The following is a 24,249-nucleotide window of genomic DNA, read 5'->3' on the forward strand; positions in this document are numbered from 1 at the left end:
TTTTCTTGGATTAAATCGTCGGCTGGTTCACCAGACCGTCTATCAGCACCTGCGGCGTGCCCTGCGAACAGCGCTCGATACGCCCGCGCACGCCGTAGACCCGCGCCAGGCTCTGCGGCGTAATCACCTGATCCGGCGCGCCGTCGGCGATCAGTTCGCCATCCTGCAGCATCAGCACGTGGTCGCCGTGGCGCAGCGCGATGTTGATGTCGTGCACCACCACCACCGTCACGATGTTGCGCTTGCGGGTTTCGCGGCGCACCAAATCCATCACGTGGAATTGATAGTTGAGATCGAGCGCGCTCAGCGGCTCATCCAGCAGCAGCAGCGAGGGCTGACGGATCAGCGACTGCGCCAACCCCACCAGCTGTTTCTGGCCGCCGGACAGCTGATCGAGATAGCTCAGCGCCAGGTGGGCGATGCCCAATTGCTCCAGCAAAGCCATCACCTCCGCTTCGCTGCCGGCGTTGCTGCGGCCGCCCGAGGCGCGCTGCGCCACGATGATCGACTCCAGCACGTGCAGATGCACCCCGGCGGGCAGCGACTGCGGCAAATACACCACTTTCTCCGCCCGACGGGCGAACGGCATCTGCATCAGATCGCCGTCGTCCAGCCACAGCTTGCCCTGCGCCGGGTTCAGCCCGGCCAGCGAGCGCAGCAGCGTCGATTTGCCGCTGCCGTTCGGCCCCAGCAGCACGGTGATTTGCCCGCGCGGCAGCATCGGCACCGAGAGATCGTCGATCACCTGGCGCTTCGGGTAGCCCGCCGAGAAGTGTTCTATTCGCAGGCCCTGGCTCATACGTTCCCCCGGTGGCGCAGAATAATGCTCAGGAAGAACGGCACCCCGACCAGCGACGTGACGATGCCCACCGGAATGATCACCCCGGGCACCAGATTTTTCGACGCCACCGAGGCCATCGACAGCACCAGCGCGCCAATCAGCGCGCTGGCCGGCAGATAGAAACGGTGATCTTCGCCGAAGATCATGCGGGCGATGTGCGGCGCCACCAGGCCGATAAAGCCGATCGGCCCGACGAACGCCACCGCCAGCGCCGAAAGGATGCTGATGCGCAGCAGCGTGGTCAGCCGCAGACGGCGCACGTCGATGCCGAAGCTCACCGCCCGGTCTTCACCCAGGCGCAGCGCGGTCAGTTTCCACGAGCTCATCATCGACAGCGGCAGCAGCACGGCGAACACGCCGAACAGAATGCCCAGCTTGTCCCACGAGGCGCGCGCCAGGCTGCCCATGGTCCAGAACACCAGCCCCTGCAGCGTGTCCTCGCTGGCGATGAACTGCATCATCGACACCAGCGCGTTGAAGGTAAACACCAGCGCGATGCCGAACAGCACCACGCCGGAGGTGGCGACCCGCGTCCAGCGCGTGATGCCGTCGAGCATCAGCGCGGCGAACAGCGCAAAGATAAAGGCGTTGGCGGAGATGAACCACTGATCGGGAATGCCCGGAATGCCGATGCCGAGCACGATCGCCAGCGCGGCGCCAAAGGCCGCGGCGGAAGACACGCCGAGGGTAAAGGGGCTGGCCAGCGGGTTATTCAGGATGGTCTGCATTTCCGCCCCGGCCAGGCCGAGCGCAAACCCCACCACCACCGCCATCAGCGCGTAAGGCAGGCGGATGTCCCAGACGATCACCCGCGTGCCGGCATCGGCCGCCGCGGGGTCAAGCAGCGTTTGCCATAAGGACGACAGCGACAGCCCGGACGGCCCCATGGTGAAATCCAGCAGCAGCGACCCCAGGATCGCCAGTGCCAACACGCCCATCATCAACAGGCGATGGCGAAGAATATGCTGATAACGCCCCATCACGCCGGCGTTGGGTTGCCCCTTGGCGTCAGTCATGGGATCGGTGGATACGCTCATTCGTTAAGATACCTGTTACAACCATCATGACAGCGGCGCGAAAGCGTCCGCCGTAAACCGGAAAGCGCGCGGCGACAGCCTGCGCGCAGCCGTCAACAATAAAGCAAACGATAATACTTATCAATCATATCAATAGGTGAAAACGGCGTTATCGAAATGTAATAAATTGTTTTTCCACGCCATTCTTCAATCCATCGCGTTTACCCCCGCTGCCGCCAGCAGGTTCATTATTCTGAAAGTTATTCCTGATCCGACCAGACTCTGACAAATAACGAAAAAACCACATAGAATCCAAAATCACAGCACCGAGCGTGCAAAAAACTTCAGGCCGCCGCAAGAGCGGCCTTATTGACGAGGCTGTAATGAGAAGTCCATCTCCGGCGGTAACGCCCAAACGCCCGGCGCTGCTGAACTGGCTGTTGCACAGCCCGCTGCACGCCGATGACGAGCCGTTTAAACGCCAGCTGCGGCTCACGCTGACGCCCTCTCCCCTCACTCCCTGGCTGAATGCCGTGGGGCCGGCGGCGCTGTTGGTGGGGTACGCCTGGCTGAACCAGCGGCTGGTCGGTATCGTTCTGCTGCTGCTGTTGCTGCTGCTGACCGCCGGGCGCGCCTGGCTGGCGCAGAGGCGCCAACCCGCCTGGCCGGACGCCATGCTGGTGACGGTGTTGCTGTGGATGCTGCTGGTCGGCGCCAGCGCCGCGCTGGCGATGCTGTCGGGCCGCTTTGTGCTGATCCTGTTCGCCGGTCTGACGATCACCGCTCTGGCCTGCTGGCTGATGCAGCGCCATGCCGCCGCGCCGCGTTTCGCGCTGCTTGAGGTGATCGCGCTGACGCTGCCCTACCTGCTGGCGGCGCCGCTGTCGCGCGTGCAAAACCTGTTCGTCCTGGCGGATCTCACGCCGCTGTGGCTGGTGCTGGCCCATGGCATGATCGCGCGCTACCACCGCCAGCGGGTACAGCACGTCACGCTGGCGTGGGAGAAGCAGCAGGCGTCCCACCGCGATCGCCTGACCGGCTTCCTCAACCGCGCGGGCGGCGAGGCGGTGATGCGCAACATCTGCCGCCCTGGTACGACACAGCCAATCTCCCACCTGTTCATTCTTGAATTCGGCCCGCTGGCGGCGCTTTACCAAAGCCACGGCGTGCAGATCGGCGACGACGTGCTGCGCACCGTCGGCGAGCGCCTCAAGACGCTGATCCGCCCCAGCGACTACGTCTGCCGCTACACCGGCGGCCTGTTTTTGATACTGGTGCACGATCTGCCCTACGGCGCAGAAAGCGAGTTCCTGGCGCGCATTGTGCCGCCGCTGGAAGCGCCCTACGATTTTGGCGCGTTCGGCGAGGTGAACATGCAACTCAACGCCGGCATTTTGGCGCTGACGCAGGATTATGCGACGGTGGAAGATTTGATGATTTCGGCGCAGCAGGCGCTGGCGGAAGCCAAAGGCGGGAAAAAGTAAAACCACACGCGGCGGGAGCTCCCGCCGCGTGTCACTCACCGAAGATTACTTCACGTCCATCTTCGGGAATTCCATTTCGCTGTACTTCACGACGCGGGTGCCGCGCGACAGCTTGTAACCGAACCAAATCAGCAGGAACAGCGGAATGCCGATGTAGGTGGCGGTCACGCCGTACCAGTCAATCTTGTCTTGCAGGAAGGCCTGGTAGTTCTGGCCCAGGGTAATGATCAGGCACAGCACGAAGGCGAAGATCGGCCCCAGCGGGAAGAACCCGGAACGGTATGGCAAGTCGTTCAGATCGCGCCCCTGCAGCATGTAACCGCGACGGAAACGGTAGTGGCTGATGGCGATGCCCAACCAGGCGATGAAACCGGTCATGCCCGAGGTATTCAGCAGCCACAGGTAAACCGACTGGTTGCCGAACATCGAGGTCAGGAAGCACAGCCCGGCCACCACGCAGGTCGCATACAGCGCGTTGCGCGGCACGCCGCCTTTCGACAGCTTGGCGAAGATGCGCGGCGCCTTGCCTTCCGACGCCAGGGTGTACAGCATGCGGGTAGAGGCGTACATGCCCGAGTTACCGGCGGACAGCACCGCCGTCAGGATCACCGCGTTCATCACCGCCGCCGCCGACAGCAGGCCGGCATGCTGGAACACCAGGGTGAACGGGCTGACGCTGATGTCTTTCACGTCATTGCGCAGCAGGCTCGGATCGGTGTACGGAATGATCAGGCTGATGATCAGAATGGCGAAGATATAGAACAGCAGAATACGCCAGAACACCTGACGCACCGCGCGCGGGATGTTTTTACCCGGGTTCTCCGATTCGCCGGCCGCGATGCCGATGAGCTCGGTGCCCTGGAACGAGAAGCCGACGATCATCGCCACGCCAATCATCGCCGAGAAGCCGCCGGCGAACGGCGCGTCCCCTATCGTCCAGTTCTGCCAGCCGGCGTGCTCGCCGCCTTTCAGAATGCCGACGATCATCAGCACGCCGACGGCGATGAAGATAATCACGGTGCTGACCTTGATCAGCGCGAACCAGTATTCCGCCTCGCCGAACCCTTTCACCGAAATGTAGTTCAGCAGGAACATCAGGCCGAGGAACAGCGCGCTCCAGATCCAGCCGGGGGTGTCCGGGAACCAGTAGCTCATCACCAATTGCGAAGCCACCAGGTCAACGGCGATGGTCACCGCCCAGTTGTACCAGTAGTTCCAGCCCAGCGCGAAGCCGAAGCCTTCTTCCACGTATTTGGCGCCGTAGGTGGAGAATGAACCGGAAACCGGCATAAAGGCCGCCAGTTCGCCCAGGCTGGTCATCAGGAAGTACACCATCAAACCGATCAGAGCGTAAGACAACAGCGCCCCGCCGGGGCCTGCCTGAGAAACCGTGGCGCCCGAGGCGACAAACAGGCCGGTGCCGATGGAGCCGCCAATGGCGATCATGGTCAAATGCCGGGCTTTCAGCTCGCGGCGCAATCCGGGTGCTTGCTGCCCCGATGTTTTTATATCCTGCTGAGCCATTCGTACCCTATCTGCTCTTTGAAAAAATGAGGGCGGATTGTAACAAATACCCGCCGGTGAACTAGCAACATTGCACTGATATAAGATAGCTTCATAATTCAGAGGCAATTATTAGCCGCGGCCCTTATGGCCTTACTTACTCTCATTAATGTGAGCGCGCGCAGGTTTTTATGCTTTCTTCGGCCTGCGCGGCAGCAGAGGGCGTGACGCGCTGTCGATTACAGCGCGCAATAGCTGAGAAAACGCTGCAAGGCGTTGGAAATGTGCTTTTGCCGATGGCGGATCAGATACAGGGTGCGCCGCAGCGGCGGCAGCGGCACCGGCAGTTCCACCAGCGCGCCGCTGGCCAGCTGTTCCGCCACCACCCGCCGCGACAGGCAACTGATGCCGATGCCGTGCCGCACCGCGTGCTTGATCGCCTCCGAGTTGCCGAGCTCCATCACCAGCTGGAAATGCGGCAGGTGCGCCAACAGCAGATGATCCAGCACCTCACGGGTGCCCGAACCGCGCTCGCGCAGGATCCAAGGGGCATTGGCCAGCGCCTCCAGCGTTGGCGGCTGACGGGTCAGCGGGTTGTCCGGCGCGGCGAACACCACCAGCTCGTCCTCCAGCCACGGCTGCGTCACCAGCTCCGGCATATGGCAAGGCCCTTCGATCAGCCCCAGATCGACGCGGAAATCCGCCACCGCCACGATCACGTCCTGGCTGTTGCCGACGTTCAGCTCCAGCGGCGTGGCCGGAAAGTCCCGGCGGTAACGGGCGATCATCTCCGGCAGCATGTAGTTGCCGATGGTGCTGCTGGCGGCGATGCGCAGCGCCCCGCCGTCATGGCGAAACAGCTGCTCGATCTCCCCCGCCTGCTCCAGCAGCGCCAGCGCCTTGGGATACAGCAACCGGCCGTGCTCGTTGATCACCAGCCGTTTGCCGACGCGATCGAACAGCTGCACGCCCAGCTGCCCCTCCAGATCCGCCAGCGCCGCGCTGACCGCCGACTGCGACAGCGCCAGCACCACCGAGGCCTGAGTGGTCGAACCGCTTTTCAGCACTTCGGTGAAGACTTCCAGTTGACGCAACGTGATATGCATAGCCGTCCCGGTAATGAAAAAGGGTTCTGCCAGAGAACCGCAAAATGATGTCAACATGCTGTGGGGAGCCCGGCGAGGCCACCCCGTTTACGGCCAATTCGGCGCGCTACTTACCCAAGGCGACCAGCTGCGCCGCCGCAGCCAGCGCCGCCTCGCGCGGCGTGCCGGCTTCGTCCCGCTGTATCAATTGCAGCATCGCCACGAGATGGTCGCGGTCGATCGCCTTGTTTTCTTCAATCAACCGCCGCACCGCGCGGCCCACTTCCCGGTCTATCTGCTCTCTGCGTTGATCGTCGGTATCCATCGCCTGCTCCTGTTCAGTTGGAAAGTTGACGGCGGTTCGCCGCTCCTCCTCACCCTAGCCGCAATGCGGCTGTATGCCAATGCCTGACGCCATACCACTTATTCAGATAGGTTATAAATATATAATCAATTTCTCTTTTATTCAGCCCAAACGTACTCTTGGCAGCAAGAAACAGACTGAAGGACTGACTTTTATGGCGACTGATACCACTCATACTTACCCCGAGCGACGCTTTCCGCTGTTCGGCCTGCCGCGGCTGGTGCCGGGGCTGGCGCTGACCGGTGCGCTCACCGCGCTGGCCGTCTGGGCCGGCGACATTCCCTGGGTGGCAGAGCTGGGCCTGGGGGCGCTGACGCTGGCGATCCTGTTCGGCATTCTGGTGGGCAACACGCTGTATCCCCGCTGGCAAACCGTTTGTCACGGCGGCGTACAGCTGGCCAAGCAGCGCCTGCTGCGTCTGGGCATTATCCTGTACGGCTTCCGCCTGACCTTTCAGCAGATCGCCGACGTGGGCGCCAGCGGCATCATCATCGATGCGCTGACCCTGACCACCACCTTCTTGCTGGCCTGCTGGCTCGGCAAGAAAGTGTTCGGCATCGACAGCCAGACCGCGATGCTGATCGGCGCCGGCAGCAGCATTTGCGGCGCGGCGGCGGTGATGGCCACCGAGCCGGTGCTGAAGGCCGACTCCAGCAAAGTGGCGGTGGCGGTCTCGACCGTGGTGGTGTTCGGCACCCTGGCGATCTTCGCCTACCCGTGGCTGTATCAATTGAACGAGCACTTCCAGTGGCTGCCGTTCAGCCAGGAAACCTTCGGCATCTACGCCGGCTCCACCATCCACGAAGTGGCTCAGGTGGTCGCCGCCGGGCACGCCATCGGGCCTGACGCCGAAAATGCGGCGGTGATCGCCAAGATGATCCGCGTGATGATGCTGGCGCCGTTCCTGCTGCTGCTGTCGGGCTACATCAGCCGCGGCGGCGCAGGCAAGGCGGAAAAATCCGCGATTACCATTCCGTGGTTTGCCGTGCTGTTTATCGCCGTCGCCGGGCTGAACTCCTTCAACCTGCTGCCGGCCACGCTGGTGCAGCACCTGATCACCGCCGACACCTGGATGCTGGCGATGGCGATGGCGGCGCTGGGATTGACCACCCACATCAGCGCCGTGCGCCAGGCCGGGATGAAACCGATTCTGTTGGCCACGCTGCTGTTCGTCTGGCTGCTGGTCGGCGGCGGCGCGATAAACCAGCTGGTGCAACACTGGCTCTAATCACTCCCTTCTGCCCCTTCTGCGGCTCGCTTCGGCGGGCCGCATTTATTCCGCCCGCCATCAATGCCATAATGTCACCGATAACACAGGAGAATGAAGATGAAGTTTGTCGGTGCACATGTCAGCGCGTCAGGCGGCGTGGATCAGGCGGTTATCCGCGCGCACGAATTGGAGGCGACCGCGTTCGCCCTGTTCACCAAAAATCAGCGTCAATGGAAGGCCGCGCCGCTGGCCGCCGACGTGATCGATAAGTTCAAGAGCGCCTGCGCCCAGTACGGCTTCGGGCCGGGGCAGATCCTGCCGCACGACAGCTACCTGATCAACCTGGGCCACCCGGTGGCCGAAGCGTTGGAAAAATCGCGCGAGGCGTTCATCGACGAGCTGCAGCGCTGCGAACAGCTGGGGCTGACGCTGCTGAACTTCCACCCCGGCAGCCACCTGCTGCAAATCGATGAAGACAAGTGCCTGGCGCGCATCGCCGAATCGATCAACATCGCGCTGGATAAAACCGCCGGCGTGACGGCCGTGATCGAAAACACCGCCGGCCAGGGCAGCAACCTGGGCTTCAAATTCGAGCACCTAGCGGCGATCATCGACGGCGTGGAAGACAAAAGCCGCGTCGGCGTTTGCATCGACACCTGCCACGCCTTCGCCGCCGGGTACGATCTGCGTACCGAAGAAGACTGCGAACACACCTTCAAACAGCTCGGCGACATCGTCGGCTTCAACTACCTGCGCGGCATGCACCTGAACGACGCCAAGAGCGAGTTCAACAGCCGCGTCGACCGCCACCACAGCCTGGGGGAAGGCAACATCGGCAAAACGGTGTTCAGCTACATCATGCGCGATCCGCGCTTCGACAATATCCCGCTGATTCTGGAAACGGTAAACCCGGATATCTGGGCGGAAGAGATCGCCTGGCTGAAAGCGCAGCAGTAACGCGGCGCCAAAACGAAAAAACCGGAGCCTGGGCTCCGGTTTTTTTATGGCTGGACGCCGTTATGCCACGCTGGCCGCCGGCACTTCAGCACGTTTCAGCAGGGCGTAAGCCACGCCCGCCAGCAGCGTACCGGCGGCGATCGCCACCAGGTACAGCAACACCGGCGAAATTGCGCCCGGGATCAGCAGCACGAACAGCCCGCCGTGCGGTGCCATCAACTTGGCGCCGAACGCCATCGACAGCGCGCCGGTCAGCGCCCCGCCGGCAATGCAGCACGGCAGCACGCGCATCGGGTCGCGGGCGGCGAATGGAATCGCCCCTTCGGTGATGAAGCACAGCCCCAGCACCAGCGCCGCCTTGCCGCCTTCCTGCTCGGATTTCGGGAACTTGCGGCGCGCCAGCAGCGTCGCCAGCCCCATCGCCAACGGGGGCACCATACCCGCCGCCATGATCGCCGCCATCGGCGCATACACCGAGGAGCTGAGCAGCGCCACGCCGAAGGCGTAGGCCGCTTTGTTCACCGGGCCGCCCATGTCGGTACACATCATGCCGCCGAGGATCGCCCCAAGCAGCACGGCGTTGGCGGTGCCCAACGATTGCAGCCAATGGGTCAGGCCTTCCATGATTTTCGCGACCGGCGTGCCGACCACGTAAATCATGATAAGACCGGTGATCAGGCTGGCCACCAGCGGAATGATCAAGATGGGCTTCAGCGCTTCCATGCTCTGCGGCAGGCGCAGCTTGCTGCTGATCGCCTTGGCGACGTAACCCGCCAGGAAACCGGCGATGATGCCGCCGAGGAACCCGGCGCCGGTGCTCACGGCCAGCATGCCGCCGATCAGGCCCGGCGTCAGGCCCGGGCGATCCGCGATGGAGAAGGCGATGAAACCGGCCAATACCGGCACCATCAGCGCAAAGGCGGAGCCGCCGCCGATCTGCATCAGCGCCGCCGCCAACGTGCCTTTGACTTCAAACGCCTTGATGCCGAACACGAACGACAGCGCGATACACAGACCGCCGGCTACCACCATCGGCAGCATGTAGGACACGCCGGTCAGCAGGTGGCGATACGGGCCGTTGCCCTCTTTCTTTTTACCCGCCGGCGCCGCGCTACCGCGCTGCTGCGGCTGGAACACCTCGGCCTCGGCCAGCGCCTTGTCCAGCTCCTGGGCGGTTTTCTTCAGCGCCAGGCCGGTGGAGGTGCGGTACATCGGCTTACCGGCGAATTTATCCAGGTCCACCTCGATATCCGCCGCGACGATCACCAGATCCGCCGCCGCCACCTCTTCCGGGGTGATGGCGTTGCCGGCGCCGACGGAGCCGCGCGTTTCCACCTTCACCCACCAACCGCGTTTCTTCGCTTCGCTTTCAATGGCTTCGGCCGCCATAAAGGTATGCGCCACGCCGGTTGGGCAGGCGGTGATCGCCACGATGCGTTTTTGCCCACCGGCTTTCACCGGCGCCGCAGCCTGCGGCGCCTGATAGGTTTCAGCTTCGGCCTTGGCGCGCGCCAGAAAAGCGTCCGGTTCACGCACCGCCTGTTCTACATCGCCCACATACACCAATTTGCCGTTCAGCCCGGCGTCAGCCGGGGCCGACTGCCCCGCCACCGCCACCAGTTCGGCGTCCTGCAGCGACTCGACCAGCGTCAGGCCGGTTTTGGCCGCGGCGGCCTCCAGCATGCGTTTCGCCAGGTGGCCACGGGCCTGCCCCAGCGAACTGTCTACCATCAGCAGCGTTTTCATTCTGCCTCCTGCTATTGATTGAAAGGTTTCAGATCGACGCGCGCCATCATCGCGGCCAACTGGGGACGATCGGTCACGCCGACGTTGCTCTGGCTGACCGCCAGCGCCGCTACCGCCGTGGCCAGACGCAAGGTGTGTTCGCTGGATTCGCGCATCAGCAGGCCGTAAATCAGGCCGCCGACCATCGAATCACCGGCGCCCACGGTGCTGACCACCTCACAGGACGGCGGTTTGGCGATCCAGGCGCCAGAGGCGTTAACCCACAGCGCGCCTTCCGCGCCGAGGGAGATCACCACGTGGGCGATGCCCTGCTCGCGCAGCGCATGTGCGGCCTCGACCACGTCCGCCAGCGCCGGCAGCGGGCGGCCGGCCCAGATCTCCAGCTCGCGGCGGTTCGGTTTCACCAGCCACGGCGAGGCCTTCAGCCCGGCGACCAGCGCTTCGCGGCTGCTGTCGAAAATGATGCACGGGCATTTGGCGCGCAGCTGGGTCATCCAGTCGGTAAAGGCATCGGGATCGACGCCGGCCGGCAGGCTGCCGCTCACCGCCACCATGTCAAACTGGCCCAGCCAGCTCAGCGAGTCGCTGACGAAGCGATCCCAGTCCTGCGGCGTCACTTCAAAACCGGAGAAATTGAAATCAGTGACTTCGCCGTCTTTTTCCGTCAGCTTGACGTTGATGCGGGTGCGGCCCGGCACCACCTGGAAGCGGTTGGCGATCCCCAGATCGCTGAACAGCAGTTGGAAACCGTCCTGATTGTCTTTGCCCAGGAAGCCGCCGACGGTGACGTCGATGCCCAAATCCTTCAACACCTTGGCGACGTTGATGCCCTTACCGGCGGCGTGCAGGCCGGCGGTTTTTACCCGGTTGACTTCCCCGCGTTCGATCTGCGGGCAAAACCCCACCAGATCGTACGCAGGGTTCAGGGTGATCGTTGCTACTCTTCTGCTCATGCTGCGCCCTCGCCCAGTCCTTCATTAATCGCTTCGCCGATCGCCTTCAGCGCGGCTTCAGCATCTTCTCCATTGGCGGTAAAGCGCAGGTGATGCCCTTTTTTCACGCCCAGCGCCACCACCTTCATCAGGCTGCGCCCGTTGGCCGGCTTGCCGCTGCCGTCCAGGTTGGTGACGGTGATGTCACTGTTGAAACTTTTGATCACGTTGACCAGCGCCGTGCCCGGCCGTGCGTGCAGCCCGTGCTCGTTGCGGATCACGAACTCGGCGCTCAGCACGCTGCTCTCCTCGGCCACTTCGCTGGTCAGCAGCGCCAGCACCCCGGCGGCATCCGCCTTCAGCAGGCGTTCAGCTTTGTTGGCCAGCAGCAGATCGCTGAGGTAGTTGAGCACCGCCAGCGGCTGCGCGTCGGCGACCGACACCGTCAGCAGCAGCGCCACCGGCTCGCCGTCTTCCACGAAAGCCTGCACCGGGCGGCTGACGGTGGCCGCGCTGGCCAGGTTACCTTCGACGCTGTCGCTCAGCCAGATGCCCTGCCCCAGGTTCAGCGGCTTGCGGGTAATGGCATCGCTGACGAACTGCGCGTTGACCGCGCCGGCCTTTTGCAGCCGGCCGGCGTTCAGCGCCTGCAGCGTCATCAGGCTGTCGGCCGCGACGTCGAGCGCAATCAGCGAAACGTCGAACTGGAATTCGGCGCTCTGCTGCTCGCCCATCAGCAGGCTGCGCAGCTCTTCCGTGGAGGTGGTTTTCGCCAGCCGCTCCGCCACGCCGTCATCGCTCAGCACGTGAGTAAGCTGGCGCAGCAGCGCCAAATGCTCGTCGGAACGGGCGGCGATGCCGATCGCCACATGGGCGGTCTGGCCTTCGCCCCAGGCGATGCCCTGCGGGAACTGGAACACCTGCACGCCGGTTTTCAGCACCAGATCGCGGGTATCGGTGGTGCCGTGCGGAATGGCGATGCCGTTGCCCAGATAGGTGGACGTCTGCAGTTCGCGCTGCAGCATGCCGTCCACGTAACCGGCGCTGACGCAGCCGGCTTCGGTCAGGGCGGCGGCCACCTGGCGGATGGCCTCCTGCTTATCGGCGGCAACGGCGCCCAGATGAATGTCTTGCGGTGACAACTGGAACATGATTCTCCTCTCCTGCTGAATTGAATCGTTTCAGCTTTATTGAGAAAAAGGAGCGTTACCCGCTCGCCACAAGCGGCCGGATAACGCTGAAACGTTTCAAGGAGTGTGTGAGCAGCGCAAGGCGAAAGCAAGCTTTCTCCCTTTTGCCATTGCAGATTTTTGAGCTTACGCACACTTTCGCCGGCGCATTGGTCAGCGCCGGGGCAAAATGACATACTGTGCTGAAACTTTGCTGACGGAGAAAAGCATGAACGTAGTGACCGGCGTCGGGGTGATCATCGTCAACCCGCAGGGCGAGATTTTGTTGGGCAAGCGCTGCGGTTCCCACGCGCCCTTTTGGTCGATCCCCGGTGGGCATCTGGAGGCCGGTGAAACCTTCGAGCAGTGCGCCCGGCGCGAAATCGCCGAAGAGACCGGGCTGCTCATCGATCCGCCGCGCTTCGTGGGCGTCAGCAACAATCTGCAAACCTGGCGCGCCGAAGGCAAACACACGGTGTCTGTCTGCCTGCAGGTGGATCACCCCGGCGGCAGCGCCGAGTTGAAAGAACCCGAAAAGTGCGCCGAGTGGCGCTGGTGCGCGCCCGACGCCCTGCCGGAACCGCATTTCGAAGCCAGCCGCACCGCCATCCGGCTATGGCTGAGCGGCCAGCCCTATTTGCCCACGGCCTGAGCCATAGCGAACGCGTCCTGCGTTCGCTTCCCCTGCCGCTCGATCCCATCGCTATATACACCAGAATATAACGCTATTTTTTGCGATATATGCCCTTTTTTTGACTACGGATAACCCTATGGGGTTAACCCTCTTCTATATTACCCCTGCAATCGACGTGGCATTCTGACCTCCGGTCGGCGGCCTTTTGGCAAGATTTTATTTTAAATTCATAATTATAAGCGGGTTTACCATGAGCAAAAAACTGACTGGCTTTGAAAAAAAGCGCCGGTGGGGATGGCTATGGCTTTTGCTGCTGGGGATTATCCTCGGCGCGGCGCTGTTGGCCGGGACCGCCACCGTATTCCATAAAACCAGCGATACCGCCTTCTGCGTTTCCTGCCACACCATGCAACAGCCGCTGGCCGAATATCAGGGCAGCGTTCACTTCCAAAACACCAAGGGCATCCGCGCCGAGTGCGCCGACTGCCACGTGCCGCACCAGCCGATCGATTACCTGTGGACCAAAATCCGCGCGGTGAAAGACATTTACGGCGAAATGGTCGGCACCATCGATACGCCGGAAAAATACGAAGCGCACAAGCTGGCGATGGCGCAGTCGGTCTGGAAGACGCTGAAAGAGAACGACTCAGCCACCTGCCGTTCCTGCCACAGCTACGACGCCATGGACATCACCGCCCAGCGCCCTGAGGCGCGCCTGCAGCACCCGGTGGCGATCAAACAGGGCGAGACCTGCATCGATTGCCATAAGGGCGTGGCCCACATCTTGCCGGACATGAGCGGCGAAACCCAGGCCGGCGCCGCCGAGCTGGCGAAGGCCGCGGCGTTGACCGCTCCGGACGCCACCACCCTCTACACCATCGCCACCGAACCGTTCTTCCTCAGCGCGGACGACAGCCATAACGCCGGCAACCTGATGCCTTCCACCGAAGTGCAGGTGGTGAAGCAGGATGGCGACAAGGTGCTGGCCACCGTGAGCGGCTGGCAGCAGGACGGCGTCAGCGAAGTGTTCTACGCTGCGCAGGGCAAACGCATCCTCAGCGTGCTGCTGGGTGAAGACGCGCGCCAACAGCTGAAGACCGCCTCCACCCAGACCGATGCGGAAACCGGCCTGGTCTGGCATCAGGTTTCTCTGCAGGTGTGGCTGCCGCGTAAACAGTTGATTGACGATCAGCAAAAAATCTGGCGCTACGCCGCGGACATGATGTCGGCCAACTGCACCGGCTGCCACGGGCTGACCGCGCTCGATCGCTTCAACGCCAACCAATGGATTGGCGTCATCAAAGGCATGGCGCCGCGCACCTCGCTGACGCAGGAACAGCTGCGCGTGCTGACGCAATACGTACAAAAACACGCCAGCGACATGCCACCTGCCGCACCGGCCAAGCTTTAAGGGAGAAGCGCAATGAGCAACCAACAACCGTTAACCATGAGCCGCCGCCGCTTCCTGACCGGGGCCGCCGCGCTGGCCGCCGCCCCGCTGCTGGCGGGCTTATGGCCCAAAGCGGCGCTGGCGCAGGCCATCAGCGAAGCGCTGCCGCAGTTCATCGCCTTGCGTCAGGCGCAAAAAGGCATTCTGACCGGCGCCCACTGGGGCGCGTTCGAGGCCATCGTGCAGGACGGCAAGATGGTCGGCGTGCAGCCGGTGCAGGACGATCCGTATCCGAATGAGCTGATCGCCATGGCGCCTTATCAGGTGCACGCCGAGAACCGCATCAAATACCCGATGGTGCGTAAAAGCTGGCTGGAGGGCGGCCCCGGCAGCCGCACCGAGCTGCGCGGCCGCGACGAGTGGGTGCGCGTCAGCTGGGACAAAGCGACCGAGCTGGTGTGCAATGAGATCACTCGCCTGCAAAAAGATCACGGGCCGCAGTCGATCTACGCCGGTTCCTACGGCTGGAAAAGCGTCGGCATGCTGCACAACAGCCGCACGCTGCTGCAACGCTTGATGAACCTGACCGGCGGTTTCCTCGGCTACGCCGGCGACTACTCCACCGGCGCGGCGCAGGTGATCATGTCGCACGTGGTCGGTTCGATGGAGGTCTACGAACAGCAGACCGCCTGGCCGAACGTGATCGAGAACAGCGAGCTGGTGATCCTGTGGGGCTGCAACCCGATGGTCACACTGAAAAACAGCTGGAACGTGCCGGATCACGTCGGCCAGACCGGCTTCGAGGCGCTGAAGAAGAAAGGCACCCGGGTGATCAGCATCGATCCGGTGCACAGCGACAGCGCCAAGTTCGTCAATGCGCAGTGGATCGCCCCGCGCCCTTATACCGACGGCGCCATGCTGATCGGCATCGCCCACACGCTGCTGACCGAGAAGCTGCATAACCCGGACTTCCTGAAAACCTACACCGTCGGCTTCGACAAGTTCCAGGCCTACCTGCTGGGCGAGAGCGACGGCGTAGCGAAAACCGCCGAATGGGCGGCCGACATCAGCGGCGTCGATGCCGACACGCTGCGCCAACTGGCGCGCGAGATGGCGAAACACCGCACCATGATCATGGGCGGCTGGGGCATTCAGCGCCAGCACCACGGCGAACAGCAGCACTGGCTGCTGGTGACGGTGGCGGCGATGCTCGGCCAGATCGGCCTGCCGGGCGGCGGCTTCGGCTTCAGCTACCACTATTCCTCCGGCGGCAGCCCGACCGCCAAGGGCGGCATCATCGCCGGCATCTCCGCCGGCAACGCGCCGAAGAGCTCGCCGGCGCCGATCCCGGTGGCGCGCATCGCCGAATGCCTGAGCAACCCGGGCAAAACCATCGACTTCAACGGCGCCAAGGTCACCTACCCCGAGGTGAAAATGGTATATGTGGCGGGCGGCAACACCTTCCACCAGCATCAGGACACCAATAACCTGGTCAAAGCCTGGCAGCGGCCAGACACCATCGTGGTCAACGAGCCTTACTGGACCGCCACCGCCAAGCATGCCGACATCGTGCTGCCGGCCACCACCAGCTACGAGCGCAACGATCTGGAAATGGGCGGCGACTATTCGCAGCTCTACGTGTTCCCGATGCACCAATGCGTGCCGCCGCAGCACGAGTCGCGCAGCGACTTCGACATTTTCTCGGCGATGGCGGCCAGGCTGGGCGTGCAGGAAGCCTTTACCGAGGGCAAGGATGAAACCCAGTGGCTGAAAGGCATGTACGACGACATGAAGAACCAGGCGCGCGCCGCCCGGGTGGCGCTGCCGCCGTTCGACATGTTCTGGCAATCCAACAACTACGTGCGCTTCCCGGTGCCGGAGGCCAACAAGCAGTGGGTGCGCTTTGCCGATTATCGCGACAACCCGCTGCTGAACCCGCTGGGCACGCCGTCGGGCAAGATCGAGATCTACTCCGACGCCATCGCCAAAATGCATTACGAGGATTGCCCCGGCATCCCGACCTGGATGCCGCCGCACGAGTGGTATCGCGGGCCGGAAGCGGCCAAGTATCCGCTGTCGCTCAATACCGCGCACCCGACCAACCGGCTGCACTCTCAGCTCGACAACACGCCGCTGCGCGAGAAATACGCGGTAGCGGATCGTGAAGCTATCCTGATCCACCCGCAGGACGCGCAGCCGCGCGGCATCAGCGGCGGCGATCTGGTGCGGGCGTTCAACGATCGCGGCCAGATCCTGGTGGGGGCGGTGGTCAGCGAAGACGTGCGACCGGGCGTGGTGCGCATCAGCGAAGGCGCCTGGTTCGATCCGGCCGATCCGGCGCAGCCCGGCTCGCTGTGCAAGAACGGCAACGTCAACTGCCTGACCTTCGACATCGGCTCTTCCAGCCTGGCGCAGGGCAACTGCGGGCAGATGGCGCAGCTGCAGATCGAGAAGTATCGGGGGCCGGTATTGAAAAATACCGCGCACGCGGTGCCGCAAGGCGCCTGATCCCGCGATAACGGGGGCGTGTAACGCGCCCCTATTTTCCTCGTCGCCGCGCGACATATCCGCTTACCCTTCGTCGCAAGGGAGCGGTTTGCGTTTCATTTCAACGGGCGTATGATGCGCGCGACCTCCCTTTTTCGACGAATTATCAACCGCCATGCCGACTTCATCCGCAGTAACGCGACGCGCGCCCGATCTCACTTCGCTGGCCTTTTTGGCGGTGGCGTTTCTGACCGGCATCGCCGGCGCGTTGCAAACCCCGACGCTGAGCCTGTTTCTGGAAACCGAGGTCAAGGTACGGCCGGCGCTGGTCGGGCTGTTCTTTACCGGCAGCGCGGTGATCGGCATTCTGGTCAGCCAGTTTCTCGCCGGCCGTTCGGATAAACAAGGCGACCGCAAATCACTGATCTTCCTCTGCTGCATGCTGGGTGCGCTGGGGTTCACGCTGTTCGCCTGGAGCCGCAACTATTACCTGCTGCTGCTCGTCGGCGTGCTGCTCACCAGCTTCGGCTCCACCGCCAATCCGCAGATGTTTGCGCTGGCGCGCGAGCATGCCGATCGCACCGGGCGCGAGGCGGTGATGTTCACCTCCATCATGCGCGCCCAGGTTTCCCTTGCCTGGGTTATTGGCCCGCCGATCGCCTTCGCGCTGGCGCTGGGCTTCGGCTTTAAGGTCATGTATCTGGCGGGCGCGGCGGCCTTTGTGCTGTGCGGCCTGCTGGTGTGGAAGCGGCTGCCTTCGATGCCGAAAACCGCGGCGACGAACGCGCCCCTGGCCGCACCGCGGCAGCATCGCCGCGATTCGCTGCTGCTGTTCGTCGCCTGCACCCTGATGTGGACCGCCAACAGCATGTACCTGATCAACATGCCGCTGTATGTGGTGCACGAGCTGCGGCTGCCGGAGCGGCTGGCCGGGATATTGATGGGCGCCGCCGCCGGGCTGGAGATCCCAATCATGCTGATCGCCGGCATGGTGGCGAAACGCTGCGGCAAGCGTTGTTTGATGCGCGGGGCGGTGGTCGCCGGCGTGCTGTTCTATTGCGGCCTGCTGTTTATCACCGGCAGTTGGCCGCTGATTGCCCTGCAGCTGCTGAATGCGGCGTTTATCGGCGTGCTGGCTGGCATCGGCATGCTCTACTTTCAGGATTTGATGCCCGGTCAGGCCGGCACGGCCACCACGCTGTTCACCAACACCATTCGGGTAGGCTGGGTCATCGCCGGCGCCATCGCCGGTGCGGTGGCGGAAATCTGGAATTACCATGCGGTGTTTTACGCCGCGCTGGCGATGGCGGCAGGCGCGACGCTGTGTCTGTGGACGTTGAGGGAAGCTTAAGGCGCAGTGTCCGCTTCCAGCCTGGCGAGATAAATCAGCGCCTGATCGCGGTGATCGTGGCACATGTCGCGGCTCGGCTGCAGGCTGCCGCACACCTTCGGCCGCAGCGGCGAATGAAACAGGCCACAGCGCAGCCGTTCATCCAGATGAATGCAGCGGGTATTGGCGGGCTTGCCGTTCGGCATGCCGGGGATCGGGCTGGATATTGACGGCGCGATACAGCAGGCGCCGCAGTCGCTGCGACAGTCCATCAGCGCTACTCCTGGTGGGCTGGGGAAAAGAAGCGCGACAATAGCAGCCGCGCGCGGCGGCCGCCAGCAGAATCCCTGCGTCCCGGCGATCTTTACACTCATCGCCCTGCGCCGGCCGGCTGCATCCTATGGCGAAAAAACGCCCAACAAACCTTGATTTAAAGACAAAAACGCGTGAAACGTGCAATTACCACGCTTTACATGCGCCATGCGCCCATGTACCATTGAGCTAGTACAAAAGAACCCGTCCCTCAGGAGCACGCATGTCTACGGACACCATCCAGAAGCTGGCCCGCCCTTCCGTCCTCGGCGGCGCGATGATCATTGCCGGAACCGCCGTTGGCGCCGGCATGTTTTCCATTCCGATCGTCACTTCCGGTGTCTGGTTCAGCGGCTCCGTCGCGCTGCTGGTGTATACCTGGGCCTGCATGTTGCTTTCCGGCCTGATGATCCTCGAAGCCACGCTGCACTACCCGAGCGGCGCCAGCTTCAACACCATGGTCAAGGATCTGCTGGGCAAAGGCTGGAACGCCGTGAACGGCCTGTCGGTGGCATTCGTGCTGTATATCCTGACCTACGCCTATATCTCCGCTGGCGGCTCGATCATCGCCCACACGCTGGAGGGCATCGTCGGCGTCGGCCAGACCACCGCCGGCCTGGTGTTCGCGCTGGTCGTGGCGTTTATCGTCTGGCTCTCCACCCGCGCGGTCGACCGCCTGAGCACCATTTTGATCGGCGGTATGGTGATCACCTTCGTGATGTCGGTGGGCGACATGTTCACCCACGTGCAGCCCGCGGTGCTGTTCAACACCGGCGATGACCAGGCCAGCTATCTGCCTTACGCCCTGGCGGCGCTGCCTTACCTGCTGACCTCGTTCGGCTACCACGGCAACATTCCCGGGCTGGTGAAGTATTACCATAAGGACAGCGGCTCCGTGGTGCGCAGCCTGGTGTACGGCACCCTGCTGGCATTGGCTATCTACATCCTGTGGCAGTACGTGATCCAGGGCAATATCGCGCGCGACGCCTTTAAGCAAGTGATCGCCGAGGGCGGCAACATCGGCAGCCTGCTCAAGCAAATGGGCAACGTCTCCAGCAGCCAGACCGTCAGCCAACTGCTGAACGCCTTCTCCTATATGGCGCTGGCCAGCTCGTTCCTCGGCGTGTCGCTGGGCCTGTTCGACTACCTGGCAGACTTCTGCAAGTTCAAGGACGACGCCGTCGGACGCAGCAAGACCGCGCTGGTGACCTTTGTGCCGCCGACCCTGGCCGCGCTGCTGTTCCCGAACGGTTTCCTGTACGCCATCGGTTTCGCCGGGCTGGCGGCCACCGTCTGGGCGGTGATCGTGCCGGCGCTGATGGCGCGCGCCAGCCGCCGCCGCCACCCGCAGGCCGGTTACCGCGCACCGGGCGGCAACGGCGTGATCCTGTTCGTCATCCTGTTCGGCCTGATCAACGCCGCCGCGCATATTCTTTCGCTGTTCGGCCTGCTGCCGGTCTTCCGCTAATCCCCGACGGGAGGGCGATCGCCCTCCCTTTCCCGCACTGTTTTTACGCCGGGCTATTGCCTGAAATCGGCGGCGCGAGTACCTTGTCGCAACTTCTCTAATACTCTTCATTGCGGATGAATTGAAATGGCAAGAGCTAACGAAATTAAGCGCGGCATGGCGATCAGCTACAACGGCAAGCTGCTGCTGGTAAAAGATATCGACGTGCAGAGCCCAAGCGCCCGCGGCGCCAGCACCCTGTACAAAATGCGCTTCTCCGACGTGCGCACCGGCTTGAAAGTGGAAGAACGCTTCAAGGGCGACGATATCCTGGACACCATTTCCCTGTCGCGCCGCAAGGTGAACTTCTCGTATATCGACGGCGAAGAATACGTGTTCATGGATGACGAAGACTACACCCCGTACATCTTCAAGAAAGACCAGATCGAAGACGAACTGCTGTTCATTCCGGAAGGCGGCCTGCCGGGCATGCAGGTGCTGACGCTGGAAGGCCAGGTGCTGGCACTGGAGCTGCCGCAGACCGTGGATATGGAAATCGTCGAGACCGCGCCGGGCATCAAAGGCGCTTCCGCCAGCGCCCGCAACAAACCGGCCACCATGGCGACCGGCCTGGTGATCCACGTGCCGGAATACCTCAGCGCCGGCGACAAAATTCGCATTCATATCGCCGAACGCCGCTACATGAGCCGCGCCGACTAGTCGCGCCAGCGGGGCCGGAACGCGGCCCCGTTTCATTTTCCGCTACGGCAACTCCGGGAAAAAACGCCGCTTGAGCGCCAGCTCGACGCCGCGCAGCTCCGCCAGCCCTTTCAACCGCCCGATGGCCGAATAGCCCGGATTGGTTTTCTTTTTCAAGTCGTCCAGCATCTGATGCCCATGATCGGGGCGCATCGGGATCGGCCGCCGATCGCCCGCCCGCTGCCGACGCAACTCTTCGGTCAGGATCGCTTCGATCACCGCCACCATGTCCACATCGCCCTGCAGGTGCGCCCCTTCGTGGAAGCTTTTCGGGTTCTCCTCGCGGCAGGTGGCGCGCAGGTGGGTAAAGTGAATGCGATCGCCAAAGGTTTCAATCATCCGCACCAGATCGTTGTCGGCGCGCACGCCGTAGGAACCGGTGCATAGGGTGAAGCCGTTATAGATGCTGTCGACGGTCTGCTTCAGCCATTGCATGTCTTCAATCGTGGAGACGATGCGCGGCAGGCCGAGGATCGGCCGCGGCGGATCGTCGGGGTGCACCGCCAGCCGGATGCCGACCTCTTCCGCCACCGGCACGATGGCGCGCAGAAAGACCGCCATGTTCTCGCGCAGCCGCGCCTTGTCGATGCCGTCGTACTCCGCCAACCGGCGGCGGAACTGTTCCAGCGTGTAGCCCTCTTCTGCCCCCGGCAGCCCGGCAATGATGTTGCCGGTCAGCCGGTTTTTTTCCTCCTCGCTCATGGCGGCGAAATAGGCCGCCGCCTGACTGCGCTCTTGCGGCGTATAGTCGGCCTCGGCGCCGGCGCGCTGCAGGATATGCAGCTCGAACGCGGCGAAGGCGATCTGATCGAAGCGCAGCGCTTTGGAACCGTCCGGCAGCGGATAGGCCAGATCGGTGCGCGTCCAGTCGAGGATCGGCATGAAGTTGTAGCAGACGGTGTCGATGCCGCAGGCCGCCAGGTTGCGCAGCGACTGTTGATAATTAGCGATGTACCGCCGCCAGTCGCCGCTGTGGGTTTTGATCTCCTCATGCACCGGCACGCTCTCCACCACCGACCACACCAGCCCCTTTTCCGCCAACAGCGCATGTCGCGCGCGGATCTCATCGATCGGCCAGACGTCGCCGTTCGCGATATGATGCAGCGCCGTCACCACCCCGGTCGCCCCGGCCTGACGCACGTCATCCAAAGAGACCGGATCGTTCGGGCCATACCAACGCCATGTTTGTTCCATGTTTTGTCCTTATGCCTGTCTCGCACCGCGATGCTGTTATACCAGTTTAATTTAGATGTCAGTTACCTTTAACTTACTCTTTCGCCCTGCACTGTCAAAACCGAACCCGTCATTGGTTGATCCACTTCACGATTCTGGCTTATTTTGGACTGACCAATTCCTTTCGCTGGCCGACATCCTTACACTGGTCGCAGTTTTTTATCGCCGGCGCCACCCTGCCGATGTGGCAGAAAACTGGTCTGCTAACTTGGCGCAACTGGCCCGCCAGCTGTCTTACATGCTTTGGAGATGAGATGAAAACGATCGCCAACACCCCATTGCCGGGCGCCGTCCGGCAGCCGGGCTATGACCGCCGGGCTCTGCGCAGCCGCATCGTGCACCTTGGCTTCGGCGCGTTCCACCGCGCGCATCAGGCGCTGCTGACCGATCGGGTGCTGAACGCCCACGGCGGCGACTGGGGCATCTGCGAGATCAGCCTGTCCGGCGGCGTGCCGCTGTTTGAGGCGCTGCGGCAACAGGATCATCTGTACAGCGTGCTGGAGAAAGGCGCGGACGGCCATCAGGCCATCGTGGTCGGCGCGGTGCATGAGAGCCTGCACCGCAAGCTGGAAGGCATCGCCGCAGTGCTGGAGAAACTGGCCGAGCCGCAGGTGGCGATCGTCTCGATGACCATCACCGAAAAAGGCTACTGCATCGAGCCCGGCAGCGGGCGATTGGATCGGCAGCATCCGGGGATCGTCGCCGATCTGGCGACGCCGCATCAGCCGCAGACCGTGCCCGGCATTTTGGTGGAGGCGCTGCGGCTGCGGCGCGAACGCGGCCTGCCCGCCTTCTCCCTGCTCTCCTGCGACAATATTCCGCAGAACGGCCACGTGCTGCGCCGGGCGGTGCTCGATCTGGCGCAGGCGCGGGATCCGTCGCTCGCCGATTGGATCGCCACCGCCGCCACCTTCCCCTGCACCATGGTGGATCGCATCGTGCCGGCCGCCACGCCGGCCACGCTGGATGAGATTGCCGCCGCGCTGGGCGGCGTGCGCGACGACTGCGCCATCGCCTGCGAGCCCTTTATTCAATGGGTGGTGGAAGACAACTTCGCCGCCGGACGCCCGGCGTGGGAGCTGGCCGGCGCCCAGCTGGTCAGCGATGTGCTGCCGTTTGAGCACATGAAACTGCGCATGCTGAACGGCAGCCACTCGTTCCTGGCTTACCTCGGCTACCTGGGTGGCTACCGCTATATCAACGAGTGCATGGCGGATGAACACTACCGTCGCGCCGCCCTGCGGTTGATGCTGGACGAACAGGCGCCCACCCTGAGCGTTACCGGCATCAGTCTGACCGACTACGCCGCACAGCTTATCGCGCGCTTCAGCAACCCGGCGCTGCAACACCTCACCTGGCAGATCGCCATGGACGGTTCGCAGAAGCTGCCTCAGCGCCTGCTGGACGCGGTGCGCTGGCATCTGCGGCACGGCGGCGACTATAGCGGGCTGGCGCTGGGCGTGGCGGGCTGGATGCGTTACGTCGGCGGCGTCGATGACGCCGGTCAGCCGATCGACATTCGCGATCCGCTGGCAGACGTGCTGCAACAGACTATTGCCGCTACGCCGGACGATCGGCGGCGCGTAACGGCGCTGCTGGCGCTGAAATCGGTGTTCGGCGAATCGCTGGCAACGCATGCGGCGTTTGCCGACGCGGTGACGCAAGCCTATTTGTCGCTGCGCGATCGCGGTGCGCGTGAAACGGTGAAGGAGTGGGTGCTGCGGTGAGGTGCCTGCAGGGCCGAGAATAACCATGCCGGCGTAACGTTACGCCGGCATGGCGGAACGACTTAACGATAAACGACCGTCATAACAGCGAGTTTCTTCTGTTGGTCTACCCACTTCATTTCGGTTGTGCCTAGATTTAGCGGAAGTTCTTTGCGTGTAGTATCAAAACCTGACAACGCTTGCTGGGCCTGATAACGCTGGCCGTTGCGGTAACATTGCGTATTCGCCTTAGAATCTGCAATATTGACCGTGCAAGGACTTTCAACGATAGAACCGACGAAGCGAATTACCCCGCCGGCCACTCCTGCATGACTCACTGCCGTCCATGAAAACAACATTCCTACGATCAAAAATAACCGAAAGGTATTCATGGCAACCTCATTTTTAGTTAAGCCAATTTAACCATAGAGGATCTTGTTAGGAATAATCGCAAGGAAAGGGACGAGATTTGATCGTTAATCGCGTCATTAACAATGTAAAAACAAGCTACTAACAAAAGTTAACCGCATCTAATACAGGGTTTTATCTAAGAATTTTCTTGTTATGAACGGTGGATTTTGTCGGTTGAAAAGCGCATGGTGACGTGCAAAATTTGCGAGATAGAGCACAAATTAAATCGCGGC

General features: G+C 62.7%; 21 protein-coding genes. 10 read left to right on the plus strand and 11 right to left on the minus strand.

Features of this window, described 5'->3' with window-relative positions:
• Positions 1-10 precede the first annotated feature (10 nt).
• Positions 11-799: an ATP-binding cassette domain-containing protein gene (locus ACJ8HH_RS12135; RefSeq protein WP_197766257.1), complete on the minus strand. Its 789-nt coding sequence runs from the start codon at positions 797-799 to the stop codon at positions 11-13.
• A complete protein-coding gene (locus ACJ8HH_RS12140; protein WP_031300718.1) occupies positions 796-1,878 on the minus strand; it encodes a FecCD family ABC transporter permease in 1,083 nt (360 codons plus the stop codon). Before ACJ8HH_RS12140 ends, ACJ8HH_RS12135 begins: the two co-directional genes overlap by 4 nt.
• Positions 1,879-2,240: 362 nt before the next feature.
• Here ACJ8HH_RS12140 and ACJ8HH_RS12145 point away from each other — a divergent pair, with 362 nt between their 5' ends.
• Positions 2,241-3,341, plus strand: coding sequence for a GGDEF domain-containing protein (locus tag ACJ8HH_RS12145; protein WP_060451718.1), 1,101 nt, complete (start codon positions 2,241-2,243; stop codon positions 3,339-3,341).
• A 45-nt stretch (positions 3,342-3,386) separates the two neighbouring features.
• Here ACJ8HH_RS12145 and ACJ8HH_RS12150 read toward each other — a convergent pair whose 3' ends face one another.
• The 3 genes from ACJ8HH_RS12150 to ACJ8HH_RS12160 form a co-directional block, all read right to left on the minus strand.
• Entirely contained in the window at positions 3,387-4,865 is a 1,479-nt protein-coding gene (locus ACJ8HH_RS12150; protein ID WP_033635259.1) for an amino acid permease, read from the minus strand.
• A 218-nt stretch (positions 4,866-5,083) separates the two neighbouring features.
• Positions 5,084-5,950, minus strand: a complete 867-nt coding sequence (yieE, locus tag ACJ8HH_RS12155) for a DNA-binding transcriptional regulator YeiE (RefSeq protein WP_016926991.1) — start codon at positions 5,948-5,950, stop codon at positions 5,084-5,086.
• Positions 5,951-6,056: 106 nt separating this feature from the next.
• A complete protein-coding gene (locus ACJ8HH_RS12160; RefSeq protein WP_033647996.1) occupies positions 6,057-6,254 on the minus strand; it encodes a hypothetical protein in 198 nt (65 codons plus the stop codon).
• A 193-nt stretch (positions 6,255-6,447) separates the two neighbouring features.
• On the opposite strand from ACJ8HH_RS12160, the gene ACJ8HH_RS12165 reads away from it, so the two are divergent.
• Together ACJ8HH_RS12165 and nfo are read left to right on the plus strand one after the other, a co-directional pair.
• Complete coding sequence (locus ACJ8HH_RS12165) at positions 6,448-7,521, plus strand: YeiH family putative sulfate export transporter (RefSeq protein ID WP_033653801.1); 1,074 nt, start codon at positions 6,448-6,450, stop codon at positions 7,519-7,521.
• Between the two features lie 99 nt (positions 7,522-7,620).
• Positions 7,621-8,460 (plus strand): deoxyribonuclease IV, encoded by an 840-nt coding sequence (gene nfo, locus ACJ8HH_RS12170; RefSeq protein WP_049205268.1) that lies wholly within the window; start codon positions 7,621-7,623, stop codon positions 8,458-8,460.
• 60 nt (positions 8,461-8,520) lie between these two features.
• Here the strand turns inward: nfo and fruA are convergent, their stop codons facing one another.
• Genes fruA through fruB form a run of 3 tightly spaced genes read right to left on the minus strand, consistent with a single transcriptional unit; the run spans position 8,521 to position 12,289 of the window.
• A complete protein-coding gene (fruA, locus tag ACJ8HH_RS12175; protein WP_033635263.1) occupies positions 8,521-10,206 on the minus strand; it encodes a PTS fructose transporter subunit IIBC in 1,686 nt (561 codons plus the stop codon).
• A gap of 11 nt (positions 10,207-10,217) precedes the next feature.
• Positions 10,218-11,159 carry a 1-phosphofructokinase gene (fruK, locus tag ACJ8HH_RS12180; protein WP_004935702.1) on the minus strand — a complete coding sequence of 314 codons (942 nt, stop codon included), beginning with the start codon at positions 11,157-11,159 and terminating at the stop codon, positions 10,218-10,220.
• Positions 11,156-12,289, minus strand: coding sequence for a fused PTS fructose transporter subunit IIA/HPr protein (fruB, locus tag ACJ8HH_RS12185; protein WP_043147721.1), 1,134 nt, complete (start codon positions 12,287-12,289; stop codon positions 11,156-11,158). Before fruB ends, fruK begins: the two co-directional genes overlap by 4 nt.
• A gap of 247 nt (positions 12,290-12,536) precedes the next feature.
• On the opposite strand from fruB, the gene ACJ8HH_RS12190 reads away from it, so the two are divergent.
• The 4 genes from ACJ8HH_RS12190 (at position 12,537) to ACJ8HH_RS12205 (ending at position 18,169) form a co-directional block, all read left to right on the plus strand.
• Entirely contained in the window at positions 12,537-12,959 is a 423-nt protein-coding gene (locus ACJ8HH_RS12190; protein WP_033635266.1) for a nucleotide triphosphate diphosphatase NUDT15, read from the plus strand.
• Between the two features lie 232 nt (positions 12,960-13,191).
• On the plus strand, positions 13,192-14,352 hold the full coding sequence (locus tag ACJ8HH_RS12195) for a NapC/NirT family cytochrome c (protein WP_033648001.1): 1,161 nt from the start codon (positions 13,192-13,194) through the stop codon (positions 14,350-14,352).
• Positions 14,353-14,364: 12 nt separating this feature from the next.
• Complete coding sequence (torA, locus tag ACJ8HH_RS12200; protein WP_039565080.1) at positions 14,365-16,839, plus strand: trimethylamine-N-oxide reductase TorA; 2,475 nt, start codon at positions 14,365-14,367, stop codon at positions 16,837-16,839.
• A 154-nt stretch (positions 16,840-16,993) separates the two neighbouring features.
• Positions 16,994-18,169, plus strand: coding sequence for a sugar efflux transporter (locus ACJ8HH_RS12205; protein WP_033653799.1), 1,176 nt, complete (start codon positions 16,994-16,996; stop codon positions 18,167-18,169).
• Here ACJ8HH_RS12205 and ACJ8HH_RS12210 read toward each other — a convergent pair.
• Positions 18,166-18,420 carry a YkgJ family cysteine cluster protein gene (locus ACJ8HH_RS12210; protein ID WP_015378527.1) on the minus strand — a complete coding sequence of 85 codons (255 nt, stop codon included), beginning with the start codon at positions 18,418-18,420 and terminating at the stop codon, positions 18,166-18,168. The two genes, ACJ8HH_RS12205 and ACJ8HH_RS12210, sit on opposite strands and share 4 nt — an antisense overlap.
• A gap of 263 nt (positions 18,421-18,683) precedes the next feature.
• Here ACJ8HH_RS12210 and mtr point away from each other — a divergent pair, with 263 nt between their 5' ends.
• Both mtr and yeiP read left to right on the plus strand, forming a co-directional pair.
• The gene (mtr, locus tag ACJ8HH_RS12215; RefSeq protein ID WP_033648004.1) at positions 18,684-19,928 is read left to right on the plus strand and encodes a tryptophan permease; all 1,245 of its coding nucleotides are present in this window, start codon (positions 18,684-18,686) and stop codon (positions 19,926-19,928) included.
• 126 nt (positions 19,929-20,054) lie between these two features.
• Positions 20,055-20,627, plus strand: coding sequence for an elongation factor P-like protein YeiP (gene yeiP, locus ACJ8HH_RS12220; protein ID WP_033635271.1), 573 nt, complete (start codon positions 20,055-20,057; stop codon positions 20,625-20,627).
• A gap of 42 nt (positions 20,628-20,669) precedes the next feature.
• Here yeiP and uxuA read toward each other — a convergent pair whose 3' ends face one another.
• Positions 20,670-21,860 carry a mannonate dehydratase gene (uxuA, locus tag ACJ8HH_RS12225; RefSeq protein ID WP_043147723.1) on the minus strand — a complete coding sequence of 397 codons (1,191 nt, stop codon included), beginning with the start codon at positions 21,858-21,860 and terminating at the stop codon, positions 20,670-20,672.
• A 293-nt stretch (positions 21,861-22,153) separates the two neighbouring features.
• Here uxuA and ACJ8HH_RS12230 point away from each other — a divergent pair, with 293 nt between their 5' ends.
• Complete coding sequence (locus ACJ8HH_RS12230) at positions 22,154-23,626, plus strand: mannitol dehydrogenase family protein (protein ID WP_039565071.1); 1,473 nt, start codon at positions 22,154-22,156, stop codon at positions 23,624-23,626.
• Between the two features lie 62 nt (positions 23,627-23,688).
• Here ACJ8HH_RS12230 and ACJ8HH_RS12235 read toward each other — a convergent pair whose 3' ends face one another.
• On the minus strand, positions 23,689-23,997 hold the full coding sequence (locus ACJ8HH_RS12235; protein ID WP_033635274.1) for a type 1 fimbrial protein: 309 nt from the start codon (positions 23,995-23,997) through the stop codon (positions 23,689-23,691).
• Positions 23,998-24,249 lie beyond the last annotated feature (252 nt).

The sequence above is a fragment of the Serratia sp. CY32780 genome (assembly GCF_052169135.1).
Lineage (GTDB): Bacteria > Pseudomonadota > Gammaproteobacteria > Enterobacterales > Enterobacteriaceae > Serratia > Serratia sarumanii.